Annotated in this window: 13 protein-coding genes and 2 tRNA genes; 7 read left to right on the top strand and 8 right to left on the bottom strand. The window is 68.0% G+C overall.

The features are described 5' to 3' along the window. Positions 1 to 8 precede the first annotated feature (8 nt). Positions 9 to 1,868 (bottom strand): ABC transporter ATP-binding protein, encoded by a 1,860-nt coding sequence (locus ACFULV_RS25495; RefSeq protein ID WP_378660860.1) that lies wholly within the window; start codon positions 1,866 to 1,868, stop codon positions 9 to 11. Continuing rightward, complete coding sequence (locus ACFULV_RS25490) at positions 1,865 to 3,694, bottom strand: ABC transporter ATP-binding protein (protein ID WP_378660858.1); 1,830 nt, start codon at positions 3,692 to 3,694, stop codon at positions 1,865 to 1,867. Before ACFULV_RS25490 ends, ACFULV_RS25495 begins: the two co-directional genes overlap by 4 nt. Positions 3,695 to 4,030: 336 nt before the next feature. On the opposite strand from ACFULV_RS25490, the gene ACFULV_RS25485 reads away from it, so the two are divergent. Both ACFULV_RS25485 and ACFULV_RS25480 read left to right on the top strand, forming a co-directional pair. Beyond that, positions 4,031 to 5,164 carry a DNA cytosine methyltransferase gene (locus ACFULV_RS25485; protein ID WP_378660989.1) on the top strand — a complete coding sequence of 378 codons (1,134 nt, stop codon included), beginning with the start codon at positions 4,031 to 4,033 and terminating at the stop codon, positions 5,162 to 5,164. Beyond that, on the top strand, positions 5,161 to 5,652 hold the full coding sequence (locus ACFULV_RS25480) for a very short patch repair endonuclease (RefSeq protein WP_378660855.1): 492 nt from the start codon (positions 5,161 to 5,163) through the stop codon (positions 5,650 to 5,652). Before ACFULV_RS25485 ends, ACFULV_RS25480 begins: the two co-directional genes overlap by 4 nt. Before the next feature lie 12 nt (positions 5,653 to 5,664). Here ACFULV_RS25480 and ACFULV_RS25475 read toward each other — a convergent pair whose 3' ends face one another. Next, positions 5,665 to 5,793 carry a hypothetical protein gene (locus tag ACFULV_RS25475; RefSeq protein ID WP_378638519.1) on the bottom strand — a complete coding sequence of 43 codons (129 nt, stop codon included), beginning with the start codon at positions 5,791 to 5,793 and terminating at the stop codon, positions 5,665 to 5,667. A 147-nt stretch (positions 5,794 to 5,940) separates the two neighbouring features. Here ACFULV_RS25475 and ACFULV_RS25470 point away from each other — a divergent pair, with 147 nt between their 5' ends. After that, positions 5,941 to 6,621 carry a DUF998 domain-containing protein gene (locus tag ACFULV_RS25470; protein WP_378660852.1) on the top strand — a complete coding sequence of 227 codons (681 nt, stop codon included), beginning with the start codon at positions 5,941 to 5,943 and terminating at the stop codon, positions 6,619 to 6,621. Here the strand turns inward: ACFULV_RS25470 and ACFULV_RS25465 are convergent. Beyond that, a complete protein-coding gene (locus ACFULV_RS25465) occupies positions 6,614 to 8,194 on the bottom strand; it encodes an esterase-like activity of phytase family protein (RefSeq protein WP_378660849.1) in 1,581 nt (526 codons plus the stop codon). The two genes, ACFULV_RS25470 and ACFULV_RS25465, sit on opposite strands and share 8 nt — an antisense overlap. Before the next feature lie 85 nt (positions 8,195 to 8,279). Here ACFULV_RS25465 and ACFULV_RS25460 point away from each other — a divergent pair, with 85 nt between their 5' ends. Continuing rightward, the gene (locus ACFULV_RS25460) at positions 8,280 to 8,696 is read left to right on the top strand and encodes a RidA family protein (protein WP_378660846.1); all 417 of its coding nucleotides are present in this window, start codon (positions 8,280 to 8,282) and stop codon (positions 8,694 to 8,696) included. Then, positions 8,693 to 9,418, top strand: a complete 726-nt coding sequence (locus tag ACFULV_RS25455; RefSeq protein ID WP_378660844.1) for a maleylpyruvate isomerase family mycothiol-dependent enzyme — start codon at positions 8,693 to 8,695, stop codon at positions 9,416 to 9,418. Before ACFULV_RS25460 ends, ACFULV_RS25455 begins: the two co-directional genes overlap by 4 nt. 7 nt (positions 9,419 to 9,425) lie before the next feature. Here the strand turns inward: ACFULV_RS25455 and ACFULV_RS25450 are convergent, their stop codons facing one another. Beyond that, the gene (locus ACFULV_RS25450; protein ID WP_378660841.1) at positions 9,426 to 10,604 is read right to left on the bottom strand and encodes a nitrate ABC transporter substrate-binding protein; all 1,179 of its coding nucleotides are present in this window, start codon (positions 10,602 to 10,604) and stop codon (positions 9,426 to 9,428) included. A gap of 145 nt (positions 10,605 to 10,749) precedes the next feature. Here ACFULV_RS25450 and ACFULV_RS25445 point away from each other — a divergent pair, with 145 nt between their 5' ends. Beyond that, positions 10,750 to 11,799 (top strand): isopenicillin N synthase family dioxygenase, encoded by a 1,050-nt coding sequence (locus ACFULV_RS25445; RefSeq protein ID WP_378660839.1) that lies wholly within the window; start codon positions 10,750 to 10,752, stop codon positions 11,797 to 11,799. A gap of 56 nt (positions 11,800 to 11,855) precedes the next feature. Here ACFULV_RS25445 and ACFULV_RS25440 read toward each other — a convergent pair. The 3 genes from ACFULV_RS25440 to ACFULV_RS25430 all read right to left on the bottom strand — a co-directional run bounded on the left by ACFULV_RS25440 (position 11,856) and on the right by ACFULV_RS25430 (position 12,868). Continuing rightward, positions 11,856 to 11,928 (bottom strand) — tRNA-Arg (locus ACFULV_RS25440). A gap of 40 nt (positions 11,929 to 11,968) precedes the next feature. Beyond that, positions 11,969 to 12,058: transfer RNA gene (locus ACFULV_RS25435), tRNA-Ser, on the bottom strand. A 93-nt stretch (positions 12,059 to 12,151) separates the two neighbouring features. Next, positions 12,152 to 12,868: a dienelactone hydrolase family protein gene (locus ACFULV_RS25430; RefSeq protein ID WP_378660836.1), complete on the bottom strand. Its 717-nt coding sequence runs from the start codon at positions 12,866 to 12,868 to the stop codon at positions 12,152 to 12,154. Between the two features lie 89 nt (positions 12,869 to 12,957). Here ACFULV_RS25430 and hisC point away from each other — a divergent pair, with 89 nt between their 5' ends. Beyond that, positions 12,958 to 14,034 carry a histidinol-phosphate transaminase gene (gene hisC / locus ACFULV_RS25425; protein WP_378660833.1) on the top strand — a complete coding sequence of 359 codons (1,077 nt, stop codon included), beginning with the start codon at positions 12,958 to 12,960 and terminating at the stop codon, positions 14,032 to 14,034. The last annotated feature ends 149 nt before the right edge of the window (positions 14,035 to 14,183 follow it).

The raw sequence follows: 14,183 nt of genomic DNA, 5'->3' as shown, positions 1-14,183 counted from the left end.
CGGGCGCATCACACCAGCGAATCCCGCCATGCGGCGTGCAATCCTGCGAAGCGGCCCTGGCCCGCGATCAGCTCGGCCGGTGCGCCGTCCTCCACGATCCGGCCGCCGTCGAGCACCAGCACCCGATCGGCAATGGCCACGGTGGACAGCCGGTGGGCGATGATCACGGCCGTGCGGTCGCGCAGCAGGGTCTCCAGCGCGTGCTGCACCAGCCGCTCACCGGGGATATCCAGGCTGGAGGTGGCCTCGTCGAGGACGATCACCGCCGGATCGGCCAGGAACACCCGCGCGAACGCCACCAGCTGACGCTGGCCCGCCGAGAGCCTGCCACCGCGCGTGCGCACGTCGGTGGCGTAGCCGTCGGGAAGTCCGCCGACGAAGGCGTCGAGCCCCACCGCGCGCGCGGCCGCGGTGACCTCGGCGTCGGTCGCGTCGGGCCTGCCGAGCCGGATGTTGTCGGCGATGGTGCCGGAGAACAGGTATGCCTCCTGGGTGATCATCACGACGTGCCTGCGCAGCTCGACATCGGCCAGGTGGCGCAGATCCACGTCGTCGAGCGTGATCACGCCACCGCTCGGGTCGTAGAACCGGGTGAGCAGTTTCGCCAGCGTCGACTTGCCCGCACCGGTGGCACCGACCAGCGCCACCACCTGTCCGGCCGGGATCTCCAGGTCGAATTCCGGCAGCACCGACGTGGTGTTGTAGCCGAACCAGACCTGGTCCATCCGCACCGCACCGGTCGCCCGCTCGAGTGTCACCGGGCGTTCGGGTTCGGCGACCGCCGGCTCCTCCTCGAGCACGCCGGAGATCTTCTCCAGCGCCGCGGCGGCGGACTGGTAGGAGTTGAACACCTGCGCGAGTTCGTCGAGGGGGCCGTAGAACTGGTCGAGGTAGAGCAGGTACGCGGCGAGCACACCGATCGCGAGGTTGCCCTCCATCACCTGCCAGGCGCCGACCAGCAGCACGATCACCGTGGTCAGCTTGCCGATGAAGTTGGAGAGCCCGACGTAGTCGCCCATCCCGCGGACCGCGGTGGTCGTCGCCTTCTGGTACGCCGAATCCTCGACGCCGAGGACCTCCTCGTTGCGGTGTTCGCGCCGGAACGCCTGCACCGCCCGCATGCCGCTCATCGACTCGACGAACTGCACGACAACGCGCGAGATCGCCCCCCGTGTGCGCCGGTAGCCCGCCCGCTGACGCCGCTGCGCCCACCGGGTGACCAGCACCAGCGGCACGAACCCGATCAGCACGATCGAGGCGAGCAGCGGGTCGAGCCAGATCAGCAGGGCCGCGATGGTCACCACCGAGATCACCGCGCTCAGTGCCTGATTCAGCGCGCCTTCGAGCAGTTCCTGCAGTGCTTCGATATCGCTGGTGAGCCGGGTGACGACCTTGCCCGAGGTGTACTTCTCGTGGAACGACACGCTCAATCGCTGCGTGTGCCGGAACGCGCGCACCCGCAGGTCGAACAGCACCCGCTGACTCAGCGACCCGGAGGCCCGCAGAAAGGCGAAGGTGGTGAGCCCCGACAGCAACGTCACCGCGACGAATCCGGCGACGGTCGCGATCATCGGCGTCCAATTGCCCTGGCGGCCTTGGCTGATGCCGTGGTCGAGCCCGTAGGCGATGAACAGCGGCAGCGACACCTTGGCCGCGTTGTCGAGCAGGATCAGGACGAAGGTGAGAATCGCCTGCTTGCGGTAGGGCCGCACCAGATCGAGGAGCAATCGCCGGGATCGCCCGGCCAGCACCAGGTTTCCGGTGCCGGTGACGGCGTCGTCCTCTTTGGCGATACCGCGCCAGTCGGCCGCCAGATCGGACTTCTCCTCCGGCACTTCCTTTTCCGTCGTCACCGTCTCGGTGCTCATGCTTCACCTCCCATCAGTTCGCGGTAGTGGCTGCTGGTGCGCAGCAGTTTCTCGTGGCTGCCCTCGGCGACGATGCGTCCGTCGGCGAGCAGCGCGACGCGGTCGGCCAGCGCGGCAGTGGACGGCCGGTGCGCGACGAGCAGAGTGGTAGCGCCGGAGAGCACCGCCCGCAGCTGATCCTGCACGCGCTCTTCGGTTTCCACGTCCAGTGCCGACAGCGGGTCGTCGAGGACCATGATCCGGCCGTGGGCGGCGGTGTCGCCGGTGAGCACAGCTCGGGCCAGGGCCAGACGCTGACGCTGGCCGCCCGACAGACTCATGCCCTGCTCACCGATGCGGGTGTCGAGCCCCCACGGCAACGCGTCGACGAATTCGCTCGCCTGCGCGATATCGAGCGCCTGCCGCACGTCGACGTCGGTGGCACGTGCGTCGCCCAGTGCCACGTTCTCGCGCACACTGGCCGAGAACAGCACCGGTTCCTCGAAGGCCACCGTCACCACCCGGCGCAGCTGCGCCAGGCGCAGCGTGGCGATGTCGACGCCGTCGATGGTGATCAAGCCCCCGCTGACGTCGTAGAGCCGGGGAATCAGTTCGAGCAGCGCGGTCTTGCCGCTGCCCGTCGCGCCGACGAGCGCGACCGTCTCCCCCGGCCGGATCCGCAGCGAGATCTCCTCCAGCACGGTGTGTTCCGGACCGTCCCCGGACCGCGGGTAGGCGAAGCGGACCCGGTCGATGACCAGTTCCCCGCGCAGCGGGTCAGGGAGTTCCGCCGGGTGCGGCGGGTCGGTGATGTCGAGCGGGGTGTCGATGATCTCCCAGAAGCGATCGGCGGCGGTGCGCGCCTCGAACAGCTCCGACAGCAGGAAGCCGAGCCAGATGATCGGCCACTGCAGGAACGTGGCCAGCGTGATGCTCGCGACCAGCGTGCCCATCGTCATCGAGCCGTGCACCACCGAGTAGCCACCCACCCCGAGTGACACCGCGATCGACACGGTCGGCAAGGTCACCAACGCCGCCCACAGCGTGGCGTCCAGGCGCACCTTCTCCATTTCCGTGCGCTGCAGCTCGCGCGAGAGCGCGGTGAAACGCATCCCGAAGAAGCGGCCGCGCCCCAGCGCCTTGAGCACCCGCACGCCCTGCGCCGATTCCTGGGCGATGGTGGCCAGGTCGCCGGACTGGTCCTGCGAACGCCGCGAGGCCACCTCGAAGCGGCGGACGAAGCGCGCGCAGAACAGCGTCAGCGGCAGGGAGGTCACCGTGAAGATCAGTCCCACTTGCCAGTTCATCGCGAACAACACGATCAGCCCGGTGGGCATGATCACCCCGTTGACGATGAGGAACGGACCGGCGAACGCGACGAACCGCCGCAGCACCGACAGATCGTCGATGGCGCGCGAGAGCAGCTGACCCGACTGCCAGCCGTCGTGGCGGCCGATCGCGAGGGCCTGCAATTGCGTGAAAAGCTTGGCGCGCATGGTGATTTCGAACATCGTCGAGGGCTTGGACACCAGCCATCGCCTGCCCCACATACCGAACGATTCGAGTGATCCGAGCAGGAAGATCAGCGCGACCGGCGCGAGCAGACCGACGAAATCGCGTCGCGCGATCGGCCCGTCGACCACCCGTGCGATGACGAGCGGAATCGCGATCGCGGTGCTCGCGGTGACGATCGCCAGCACGTTGGCCAGCAGCAGCGGCGCCCGGTACGGCCGGAGAAAGGGCAGAAATCGCCGCAGCGACCGCATTCCCCCACTCGACTGCGGCGACGGCCGCTCCGATCTGTCGGCCTCCGATTCGGCGGCCGCCAGCTCTGATGTGACAGACAAAACTCCCCCTTGATGCCCGGTCGGCTGGTTGGGTTTCCGGTACGGACGCCAGGTGATGTTCGCACCGGGGTCCGACAAGTTCGGCCCATCAAGAGTCCCAGAGCACCCCCACCCCCGGCCACCGATTTTCCTCGGCCCGAGCCCACCCGTCTACCCCCTGCCGAGGCACGCGGCACCCGTCGTCGGGAAGGATTCGTTCGCGGCCCGCACCTGTTCAGGGGACCGATACAATTCGCCCCAGGCGCGAGGGAACGGGTCGCTGAAGAGCGGACCACCCGGTGGCCGCTAACCCGAGCGCGCCGGCGCTCCGAAAACACAGGAGTCTCGTTGTCGCGGATGGTCGGGTTGTTCGCCGGGATCGGCGGGCTCGAACTCGGTCTGAGCAGGCATGGTTGGGCGTCGGAGCTGCTGTGTGAGATCGATCCCGGCGCCCAGGGTGTGCTCGCGGCGCGGTTTCCCGACACCGACCTGCACGGCGACATCACCCGCCTGCGGTCGCTTCCCGCGGGCACCGAGCTGGTCGCCGCGGGTTTCCCGTGCCAGGACCTCTCCCAGGCCGGGCGCACCGCGGGCATCACCGGTCGTCGATCCGGCCTGGTCGACGAGGTGTTCCGCCTGGTTCGCAGGCAGCGCGGGCCGCGGTGGCTGTTGATCGAGAATGTCCCGTTCATGCTGCAGCTGGGTCGCGGCGCGGCCATGCGCCACATCACCGCCGCACTGGAGGAGCTCGGGTACGCCTGGGCCTATCGGGTCGTCGACGGCCGCGCGTTCGGCTTGCCGCAACGGCGTCAGCGCGTGCTGATGCTGGCTTCGCGCACCGAGGACCCCCGCCAGGTGCTGTTCGGCGACGACGCCGGTCCCCGCGACTACGGCGATCCGGACTGCGATCCGTGCGGTTTCTACTGGACCGAGGGTGTGCGCGGCCTCGGCTGGGCGGTGAACGCGGTGCCGACTCTCAAGGGCGGTTCCGGTCTCGGCATCGCCAGCCCGCCCGCGGTCCGGTTGCCCGCGGGCGAGATCGTGACGCCGGGGATCGTCGACGGTGAACGATTACAGGGGTTCGACGCCGACTGGACCGCCCCCGCCCTCGATGTTCCCGGCGTGCGCCACGGTCATCGCTGGAAACTGGTGGGCAACGCGGTGAGCGTGCGGATGGCGAACTGGGTCGGCGAACGCCTGGCCGCGCCCTCGGACCCGCTGACCGTGGGCGAGCCGATAGCCGCGGGCCAGCCGTGGCCGAGCGCCGCCTGGGGTCACGCGGGCGTCGTGCGCCGCGTTCCCCTCTCGACCTGGCCGGTCCACGAGCCCTACGAGGACCTGAAGAACTTCCTCACCGAGCCCCGCTTGCTCTCTCCTCGCGCGACGGCGGGATTCCTGCGTCGCACCGAGATGGGAACCCTGCGCTTCCCGCCCGGATTCCTCGACGACGTCCGGGATCACCTCGACCGCATGGGCGGCTGGGCGGCATGAGCACGCGGCGGGCAGACAACCGGGAATCGCCCGACGAGTCCGCCGCCTCGTCGACGTCATCCGCTGCGCGCAAGCTCGTGACCGACGCCAAGACCAGCGCGCGCATGTCCAAGCAGCGACGCGCTGATACCGCTCCCGAGCTGGCACTACGCCGCGAATTGCACCGGGCGGGCCTGCGCTATTTCGTCGACCGCCCGCCCATCAAAGGTCAGCGCCGTCGCGCGGATGTGGTGTTTCCGCGACTGCGCATCGCGGTCTACGTCGACGGCTGTTTCTGGCATCGCTGCCCTGAGCACGCGACCGACCCGAAGAACAACGCGCAGTGGTGGGCCGACAAGCTGGCAGGCAATGTCGCCCGCGATCGGGCCACCGACATCGCGTTGACAGCGGCGGGCTGGGCGGTCGTCCGGGTGTGGGAGCACGAGGATCCGCAGGTGGCAGCCGAGCGGATCACCGCACTGGTGAAACGCTCCGAACCTGACCTGTGACTATCGAGTACTTCAGCGACGACGCGGACTGCGTTCGGCGCGAACCCGCACCCGTGCGCGCGACGCATCCGCCGCGACGAATCCGGACACGGCCAGCGCGAGGATCGTGGCAAAACCCGCCAGCGCGATCACGTAGCTCATCGAGGACCTCTCCGTTGGTTACCGACCACCCTGCACGGCGAACCTGACAGCAACCTGTGCGTGCCTGTGATGCCACGATGAAACCACGTCCCCGCTCTCGACGCGCCTGATCGGGGCGGTGGCGGCCGGACACGCACAATGGTCGGTGTGACCGAATTCGCACGGCACACCCGTGGCTACTCGTTGCTGATCGCGCTCGCTATCGCGATCGCGGGCCTGTGCTACTCGTCCTGGCTGCTGGAATTCGCGCTGCCGATCGACACCGACCCGGTCAACGACTTCCTCAGCGAACTCGACGCCGAGGGCAAGCCCTACCGCGAGGTGTTCGGCACCGCCGACAAAGTGGTCGGCCTGTTGCTGATGCCCGCGGCACTGGGTGGACTGCTCGTTTTCCGGCGCCGCCGGCTGACCACGATCGGCTGGACAGCCCTGTTGTGTTTCGGCGCGTCCACCATCGCCGACGCCCTGCTCCCGCTCCACGACTGCGCCCCGGGAGACAGCGCGTGCGGCGGCGACAGCGGGCTGTTCCCGCAACTGCATCAACCGCACGCGCTCACGAGCACGCTGGCCGTCACCTCGATCGCGGTGGCGGCGTTCGCCTTCAGCGCCGCCGCCTACCGGTACCACCGCTGGCGGATCCTGCGGGAATTCGGCGTCGCCGTGCTTGTTCTCGGGTCGGCGGCGACCATCTGGATGATGGTCGCCGACAACCTGTCCGGCTCCTACGCGCTCGGCATAGCCCAGCGAATCCAGGTCGGCACCATGTCGCTGTGGTTGCTCGCCCTGGCCACCGCGGTGCTCGTCGAAGCCCGCGAGTGGACTACTTGACGGTGATCTTCACCGTGTAGCCGTCGATCTTCGCCGGCAGCTTGGTGGTGTCCACCGCGAGCACCTCGCCGGTGTCCTGCGCACCGTTGGGCAGCGTCTTGGGCTTCAGCCCGAACGGGGGCTGTTCGCCCTGACTCGCGGCCAGGCCGAAGTCGCTGTCGTTGGCGATGTAGACGGTCTTGCCGCCGTCGGGTGTGGCGATGCCCTCGATCTTGTCGTGACCGAAGAACCGGCCCTTCTCGTCGAGTGCGGCGACCAGCGCGGAGAGGTCGAGGTTGCTCTTCTTCGCGACCGGGGTGACGCCCGCCTTGGTGAGCGCGGCGACGGCTTCGGTGGTCGGGGTGACCCCGATCAGCGTCTCCAGGGGCTTGCCGTCGATCAGCAGGCCGCCCTTCTCGGCGTCATACGTCGCGCCCGGCACGGCGGACTGCGGGCCGACATCGGTCGCGCCCGCGATGTCGATGGTCCAGATCTTCTTGTCCGACTTGGGCGCGAGGTTGCCGTCACGCTCGTCGACCAGGAATGTGGTGGCGCTCAGCGCGGTGATCTCCGAGACCGCGACCTTCGACTGCTTCGGGTTTTCCAGCGGGTACAGGAATTCCTTCTGCGCCTTGGTCTTCAGGTCGACCGTCACGATCCGCGCGAACGGCACCTCCTTGGCCGAGCCGTTCAGGCCGGGGGTGTTGAGCGCGCTCTGCACCATGCCGACCAGGGTGCTGCCGTCGGGAGTGATGGTCAGCCCTTCCATGCCCTGGTTGGGTGTGCGCAGCGCGATCTCCTTCGGCAGGCCGCTGCCGGGCGCGAGCCGCTCGATCTCGGTGCCCGTGGCATCGAAATGCACCAGGAACGGACCGTATTCGTCGGAGATCCAGAAGGTGCCGTCGGCCAGTGCGACGAGTCCTTCGGGGTCGATGCCGTGATCGGTGGGCGGCAGGACAGTGCCCTGGAGGTCCTTGATGGTCTCGCCGGTGCTCGCCGAGGTATCGACCTGCCCGTTGAACGGCACGCCCGACTTGCTCCGCAGGTCGATGCTCGACTGCAGCACGGCCTTGGTGTCGACCAACTTGAACCGGCCGATCTTGGGCACGAAATTCGGTGTGGGCGAGAGCTTCTCGTTCTTCGCCGGACCGTCGACGTTCGGGCCGCGGTCGGTGAGCCCGTAGAACTCGTCGGTGCTACCGGGCACCGCGGTCCAGGCCGAGCCGAACCCACTGCCCTGCACCGTGGTGCCACCGAACTCGCCGAGCACCGGAATGTCGGTCGTGTAGAGGCGAACCGCGTCGGTGGTGGTGACGGTGAACTGGTCGAGACCGGTGTAGCCCGCGCTCGGGGTGTAGACGTAGGCGCCGTCGGTGCGGCGGGTGACATTGCCGTGCTCGGGCTCGAGGCTGACCCCCAGCACCGCGCTGGTACCCGCCTTGGCGACCAGATCGTCGAGCGAGATCACCAGCGGCTGGTCCTTGCCCGCGGTGAAGCCGGCCGCGGACTCCGGCGACGAGCAGCCCGCGACCACGGCGGCGGCGCACAAGGCGGCGGTGAGAGGGAAAAGACGAAGACCTGGACGCACGTTCATTTGCCATGCATACCGTCGCGATCCGACCACGAGACGACCGGGAAATGAATTGTCCTCCACCACTCGGTGGACCATTCTGGCAATCATGACCACAACTCGGGTGAACATTTCCTCAGCCTCCGATTTCGAAGATGTCGTCGGGTATTCGCGAGCGGTACGGGTCGGCAACCAGGTCGTCGTCAGCGGCACCACCGCCGCTGTCGCCGGTGGTGGCGCTGTCGGCGGCGACGATATCGGCGCCCAGACCCGCGAGGTCCTGGCTCGCATCGCCACCGCGCTGGAGCAGGCCGGGGCGAGCGTGCGCGATGTGGTGCGCACGCGCATGTTCGTCACCGATATCGCCCGCTGGCCCGAGGTCGCGGCCGCCCACGCCGAGGTGTTCGGCACGATCCGCCCCGCCGCCTCGATGTACGAGGTCACCGCGCTGATCGCGCCTGACCTGCTGGTGGAGATCGAAGCCGACGCGATCATCGACGACGGCGCACTACCCTCGAAGCCGTGACCAGCGAAACGGCAACGCCCACCGACCTGCTCGATCAGGTCGCCGCCTCCACCGCGCGCTTCGACGCCGCCATCGGCACACTCACCGATACGACGTTGACCGGACCGTCCCTGTTACCGGGGTGGACCCGCGGTCATGTGCTGGCCCACATGTCACGCAATGCCGACAGCCTGTTGAACCTGCTGCTGTGGGCCCGCACCGGCATCGAGATGCCGCAATATCCGAGCGTCGCCGTTCGTGATGCCGATATCGAGGCAGGAGCACCCCGCCCGCTGCCCGTGCAGCACGCGGACTTCACCGCCACCGCGCACCGCTGGCAGGCCGTCGCCACCACCATGCCCGCCGCCGACTGGCAGGCCGAGGTCCGCAACCGCCAGGGCGGCACCCTCACCGCCGACCAGATCCCCTGGATGCGCCTGCGCGAGACCGAAATCCACCACGTGGACCTCGACGTGGGCTACACCCCCGCCGATTGGCCTGCCCCGTTCGTCGCTCGGCTTCTCCCCGAGACCGTCGCCGACCTCTCCGCCAAGCTCCTTCCCGAAGCCACCCCCACCTTCGACATCCAGTCCACCGACACAGATTTCATCGCCACCGTCGGCCCTGGACGCCCCCACCACACCGTCCTCGGACCCGCCACCGCCCTCCTCGGCTGGCTGGTCGGCCGCACCTCGGGTAGCGACCTGACCGGCCCCCTACCGCCACTGCCTGCCTGGAAGTAGCCAGGAGTCAGCGAATGCCGATCTTCGGATCGGTGAAACGGTTGGTGAAGATCTCGCCGGCTGTCAGCGCCGGTGGGATCGCGGCTCCGCCTGCCACCAGGATCGGCCGCAGCTCGTCGAGGTTGCGCTGGGTTCGAGCCTGCTCGTAGGTGCCGAAGGAGCCGTCGGCCTCGTTGGCCAACAGGCCGAGCTCGACGAGCTGCTTCGCGGCGAACTCGGCTTCACCGGCCGGGTACGGGGTGAATGCCGGTGTGCGGGAAACAATATCGACGACCTTGGCATTGGTGTCGGCCGGTGCGGCGGCGAAGTCGGCGCCGGACTGCTGCACGATCGGCACCAACTTGGCCAGGCACGGCGCCAGTCCGTCGAGCTTGTCGGCACGCGCGGTGAGATTCGAGGCGTAGGTGTCGAAGCCGGAGTTCTTGATCAGGTCGTAGGCCACCGGCTTGTTCCAGGCGCGGGCCTCGTGCTCGTAGACGTACGGTTCCGCGCTGGCGAAACCCTGCTGGGCGATCGTGGGGTCGGCGACGAAACGGGCTGGGGCGCCGTCGTATCCGGTATCGATCTGCGACTGTTTCAGCAGGCCCTTGGCCACCAGCCACTGCGGAAAGATCTGCTCCTTCGACACGACGACGGGCGCGTTCGAGCGGCCGATGTCGGTGATCGAACGCCAGTCCGGGTGACTCGCCGGATCCCACATCAGAATGGACGGGCTGTATTTCAGCAGCGGGGTGACGGCGACGACAGACTTGGCGGCACTCGCCGCGATCACCTGCTCGCCGTGTACCACCCCGAGCGTGACAGTGTCGTCGACGTACATGCGCGAGGGGACGGACTGGAACCCGATCGCGGGCCCGCCCGCTCGCAGCTGCAACCGCACGCCGGTGTCCTTACCACCTGCCACCAGCGGCCCTTCGACCGATTTGGTCTCCTCGTCCACGCGGTACCCGGGGCCGAGCAGCTGGAACAACCCGCCCTGATCGGACTGCGGCTGCCACTGCAGCTGAATGGTGACCGTGTCCGGGCACACCCCACGCAGAGTTTGCGCGGGCGCCGCGGGTTCGAGCGCGACAGCGGCGCCACCCTGATCCGCGGAATCGGTGCCGCAACCGGCGACGGCGAGCAGCGCCGCCAACAGCACTGCTCCCGAGGTCGCGGCGCGCCTGTGGTGTCGGTGGTTCTGCATGTCGTCCTCCTAGTCGTCGCGCCCTTCTGCGCGACATCTACATGCAACTTCCGGTCGGTTTCCAGCCCGTTACGTGCTCACTACATGTCTGCTCTTCCCTCCGTTCTGTAATGCGGAGGCAATACATGCAATAGACCCTGAAGAGATGACGTCCCCGTTCACCGTCCCCACCATCGACATCACTCCCTTTCTGACCGACGCCGACGATGCCGGTCGCGCGGCGGTCGCCGCCGAAATCGACACCGCTTGCCGCGAGGTCGGCTTCATGCAGATCGTCGGCCATGCCATCCCCGACGAGGTACTCGCCGGGCTCACCGACGCGCTCGACGAGTTCTTCGCACTGCCGCTCGACATCAAGAAGCGCTACCGCCGCTCCACCTCGGAGAACCGTGGCTACTCGCCGCCGAGGTCGGAATCGCTGAGCCTGAGTCTGGGACTGCCCACGGCGAATCAGATGAACGACTTCTACGAGGCCTTCATCGTCGGCACCCAGTTCACCGATTTCCCCGGCCTCGACCTACCCGCCTCGTCGTATGCCGCCAATAACTGGCCCGAGGCCGCTCCGGGCTTCCGTCCCGCGATCGACACCTACTTCGCCCACGCACAGCGGCTGTCGCGAATCCTGTTGCGCGCCTTCGCCGCGGCCCTGCGGCTACCCCCCGACTACTTCGACACCCTCACCGACCATTCCATCGACGCGCTGAAGATGAACAACTACGCCCTGCCCGAGGGCGAACTGCGCCTCGACGGCGACATGACCGGCATGGGCGCGCACACCGACTTCGGCATCCTCACCATCCTGTGGGCCGACCGCGTCCCCGGCCTCCAGGTGCTCGACAAACACGGCCACTGGCACAACGTGCAGCCCGCGGAAGGAGCCCTGCTGATCAACCTCGGCGACGCGATGGCCCGCTGGACCAACGACCGCTGGATGTCCACCCTCCACCGCGTGGATCCGCCGATCATCGACGGCCACATCCGCCGCCGGCGCTCCGCCGCCTTCTTCTTCGACGGCAACCACGACGCGGTGATCCAAGCCCTCCCCGGCACCCTCGCCCCCGGCGAACAGGGCTACCCCCCGATCACCGTCGCCGACAACATCAACGCGAAAGTCGCCGGTCTCAAAGGAATAGCCACCCCTGCCCCGACCGCCCGCGAAACCGCCAGAGTCCTGGCAGCGACCAGCCCGGATTGACCACAGCCCCCACGAAAAAATCGACCCCGTATCTGCTGATACGGGGTCGATTTCGGTGCGCCCGAAGGGATTCGAACCCCTAACCTCTTGATCCGTAGTCAAGTGCTCTATCCGTTGAGCTACGGGCGCATGGTCGTACATCTTCAGTTGTTACCCAGCAAGCTGGGTGTGGCGGAGGCGAGAGGATTTGAACCTCCGGTCCCCGTGAAGGGACAACTCATTAGCAGTGAGTCCCATTCGGCCGCTCTGGCACGCCTCCTGGAGCCTTCTCTTTCGAGGGCACCGGTCCTTGTCGAACCGCCGGGAATGAAGATTACACGAGCAGTGGTAGTAGTCCAAAACGCCTGGTCAATCAGCGTAAGTTGCTGTCGAACCAGTCGTAGATACGGGTCTGGGAGTCGATGCGAATGGCGGTGGCCGCCTCGTCTTCGGGATCGGGTCGGTCGACCCGGTGACTCAGACCCGGATAAGTGATTGTGAGACTGGCCACATCGGCCTTCGCCGTGGCCTCACGGAGGCGTTCGACCGCCTCGGGCGGGGTAGCCGGGTCGTCCGCGCCGAAGATCCCGAGCCAAGGGGCCTGGAGGTCGGCGGCGATGTCGATCAGGGCCGCGTTCTGGTCGGGAAGCGGTTCGGAGATGCCGGGAGCGGCCACGCTCACCGCGGCGCCGATCCGGCGGGTGGCGGCGACGAGGAAGGCCGCGGTGCCCGCGCTGTCGAAGCCGAGGACGCCGATCGTGTCGGGGAAGACGCCGCGGCCGGTGAGCCAGTCGAAACCGGCGTCGAAGTCGTCGAAGAGTTCGTCACCGAACACCTCCTGTACTTGCGCGTCGGCGATGCGGTCGAACAGATGCGGCGCGACGACGATCCAGCCCTCGAACGACAGCGCCCGCATCAGTTCGAGGAGCTGGGGGGAGAATTCGCGGGATTCGTGCAGGACAACGATGCCGCCGCGGGCCACTCGTTCGGGCTCCACCACGGTGATCGGCACGGCAGTGCGCCGCGCGACGGCGGCCGTGTCGGCATCCACCGGCCGCAGGGGGGCGACGTCGTCGTAAGTGCCCGGCATAAACCCAGCGTAGGCGGCAGAACTGGACTTGGGTAGGTCTGGACGGCCGCGCCGCATGTCGCGGCAGCCGATCATCGTAGGGTGGAGGCGTGACCGCGCACATCCGCCCCGACCTCGCCACCATCCCGGCCTACGTTCCCGGCCGTAACCACCCGGATGCGGTGAAGCTCGCGTCCAACGAGACGACCTTCGGTCCGTTGCCGAGCGCGGCCAAGGCGATCGCGGAGTCCGCCGAGCTGGCCAACCGTTATCCGGACAATCAGGTCAGCGAGCTGCGGGCGGCGCTCGCCGAGTTCCTCGAGGTCACCGTGGCGAATGTCGCGGTCGGCTGCGGCAGCGTGGCGCTGTGCCAGGAACTCGTGCAGATCACCTGCGACGCCCCCACCGACGAGGTGGTGTTCGCGTGGCGTTCGTTCGAGGCGTACCCGATCGTCACGCAGGTGGGCAACGCGACCGCGGTGCGGGTACCGCTGACCGAGGATCATCTGCACGATCTGGACGCGATGGCCGACGCGGTCACCGAGCGCACCAAGCTGATCTTCGTGTGCAACCCGAACAACCCCAGCGGCACCGCGCACGGGCGCGCCGAGCTGGAGCGCTTCCTCGACCGGGTGCCCGCGCACGTTCTCGTCGTGCTCGACGAGGCCTACTACGAGTACCTGCGGCTGACGCCCGAGACCCGCCCCGACGGCGTCGAGATCGGCCGCACCAGGCCGAATGTGGTTGTGCTGCGCACATTCTCGAAGGCCTACGGTCTGGCCGGGCTGCGCGTCGGCTACGCGGTGGGCGATCCCGAGGTGATCGCGGCGCTGCTGAAGGTGCACATTCCGTTCAGCGTGAACCGGATCGCGCAGGCGGCCGCGATCGCCTCGTTGCAGGCGCGTGGCGAACTGCTCGATCGCACCGATGTGCTGGTGGCGCAACGGCATCAACTGCGCGAGGCGCTGCTGGCCGCGGGCTACGAGGTGCCGTCGAGCGAGGCCAATTTCGTGTGGTTGCCGCTGCGCGAGCGCAGTATCGAGTTCGCCGAGGCAAGTGCCCTTGCGGGCGTGCTGGTTCGGCCGTTCGACGGTGACGGTGTGCGGGTCACGGTCGGCGATCCGCACGAGAACGAGCAGTTCCTCAGCTTCGCCACCGCACCCGAGACGGCGGCCCGCTTCCGTTAGTCCGGCGCACGGTCAGCAACCCTTGACGCGGGTTGCCGTGGGATTACCGCGAATTCGAGCACACTGCCAGCACACCGGTCGTAGGCTTGCCGAAGCTGATTTCGGGTCGACCGATCACCCGGTCGGCGCGCGCCACCGGTCGAGTGAAT

It is taken from the genome of Nocardia sp. NPDC057272 (assembly GCF_042668615.1).
Classification (GTDB): domain Bacteria; phylum Actinomycetota; class Actinomycetes; order Mycobacteriales; family Mycobacteriaceae; genus Nocardia.
This window is presented reverse-complemented; position numbering and strand designations above follow the sequence as displayed.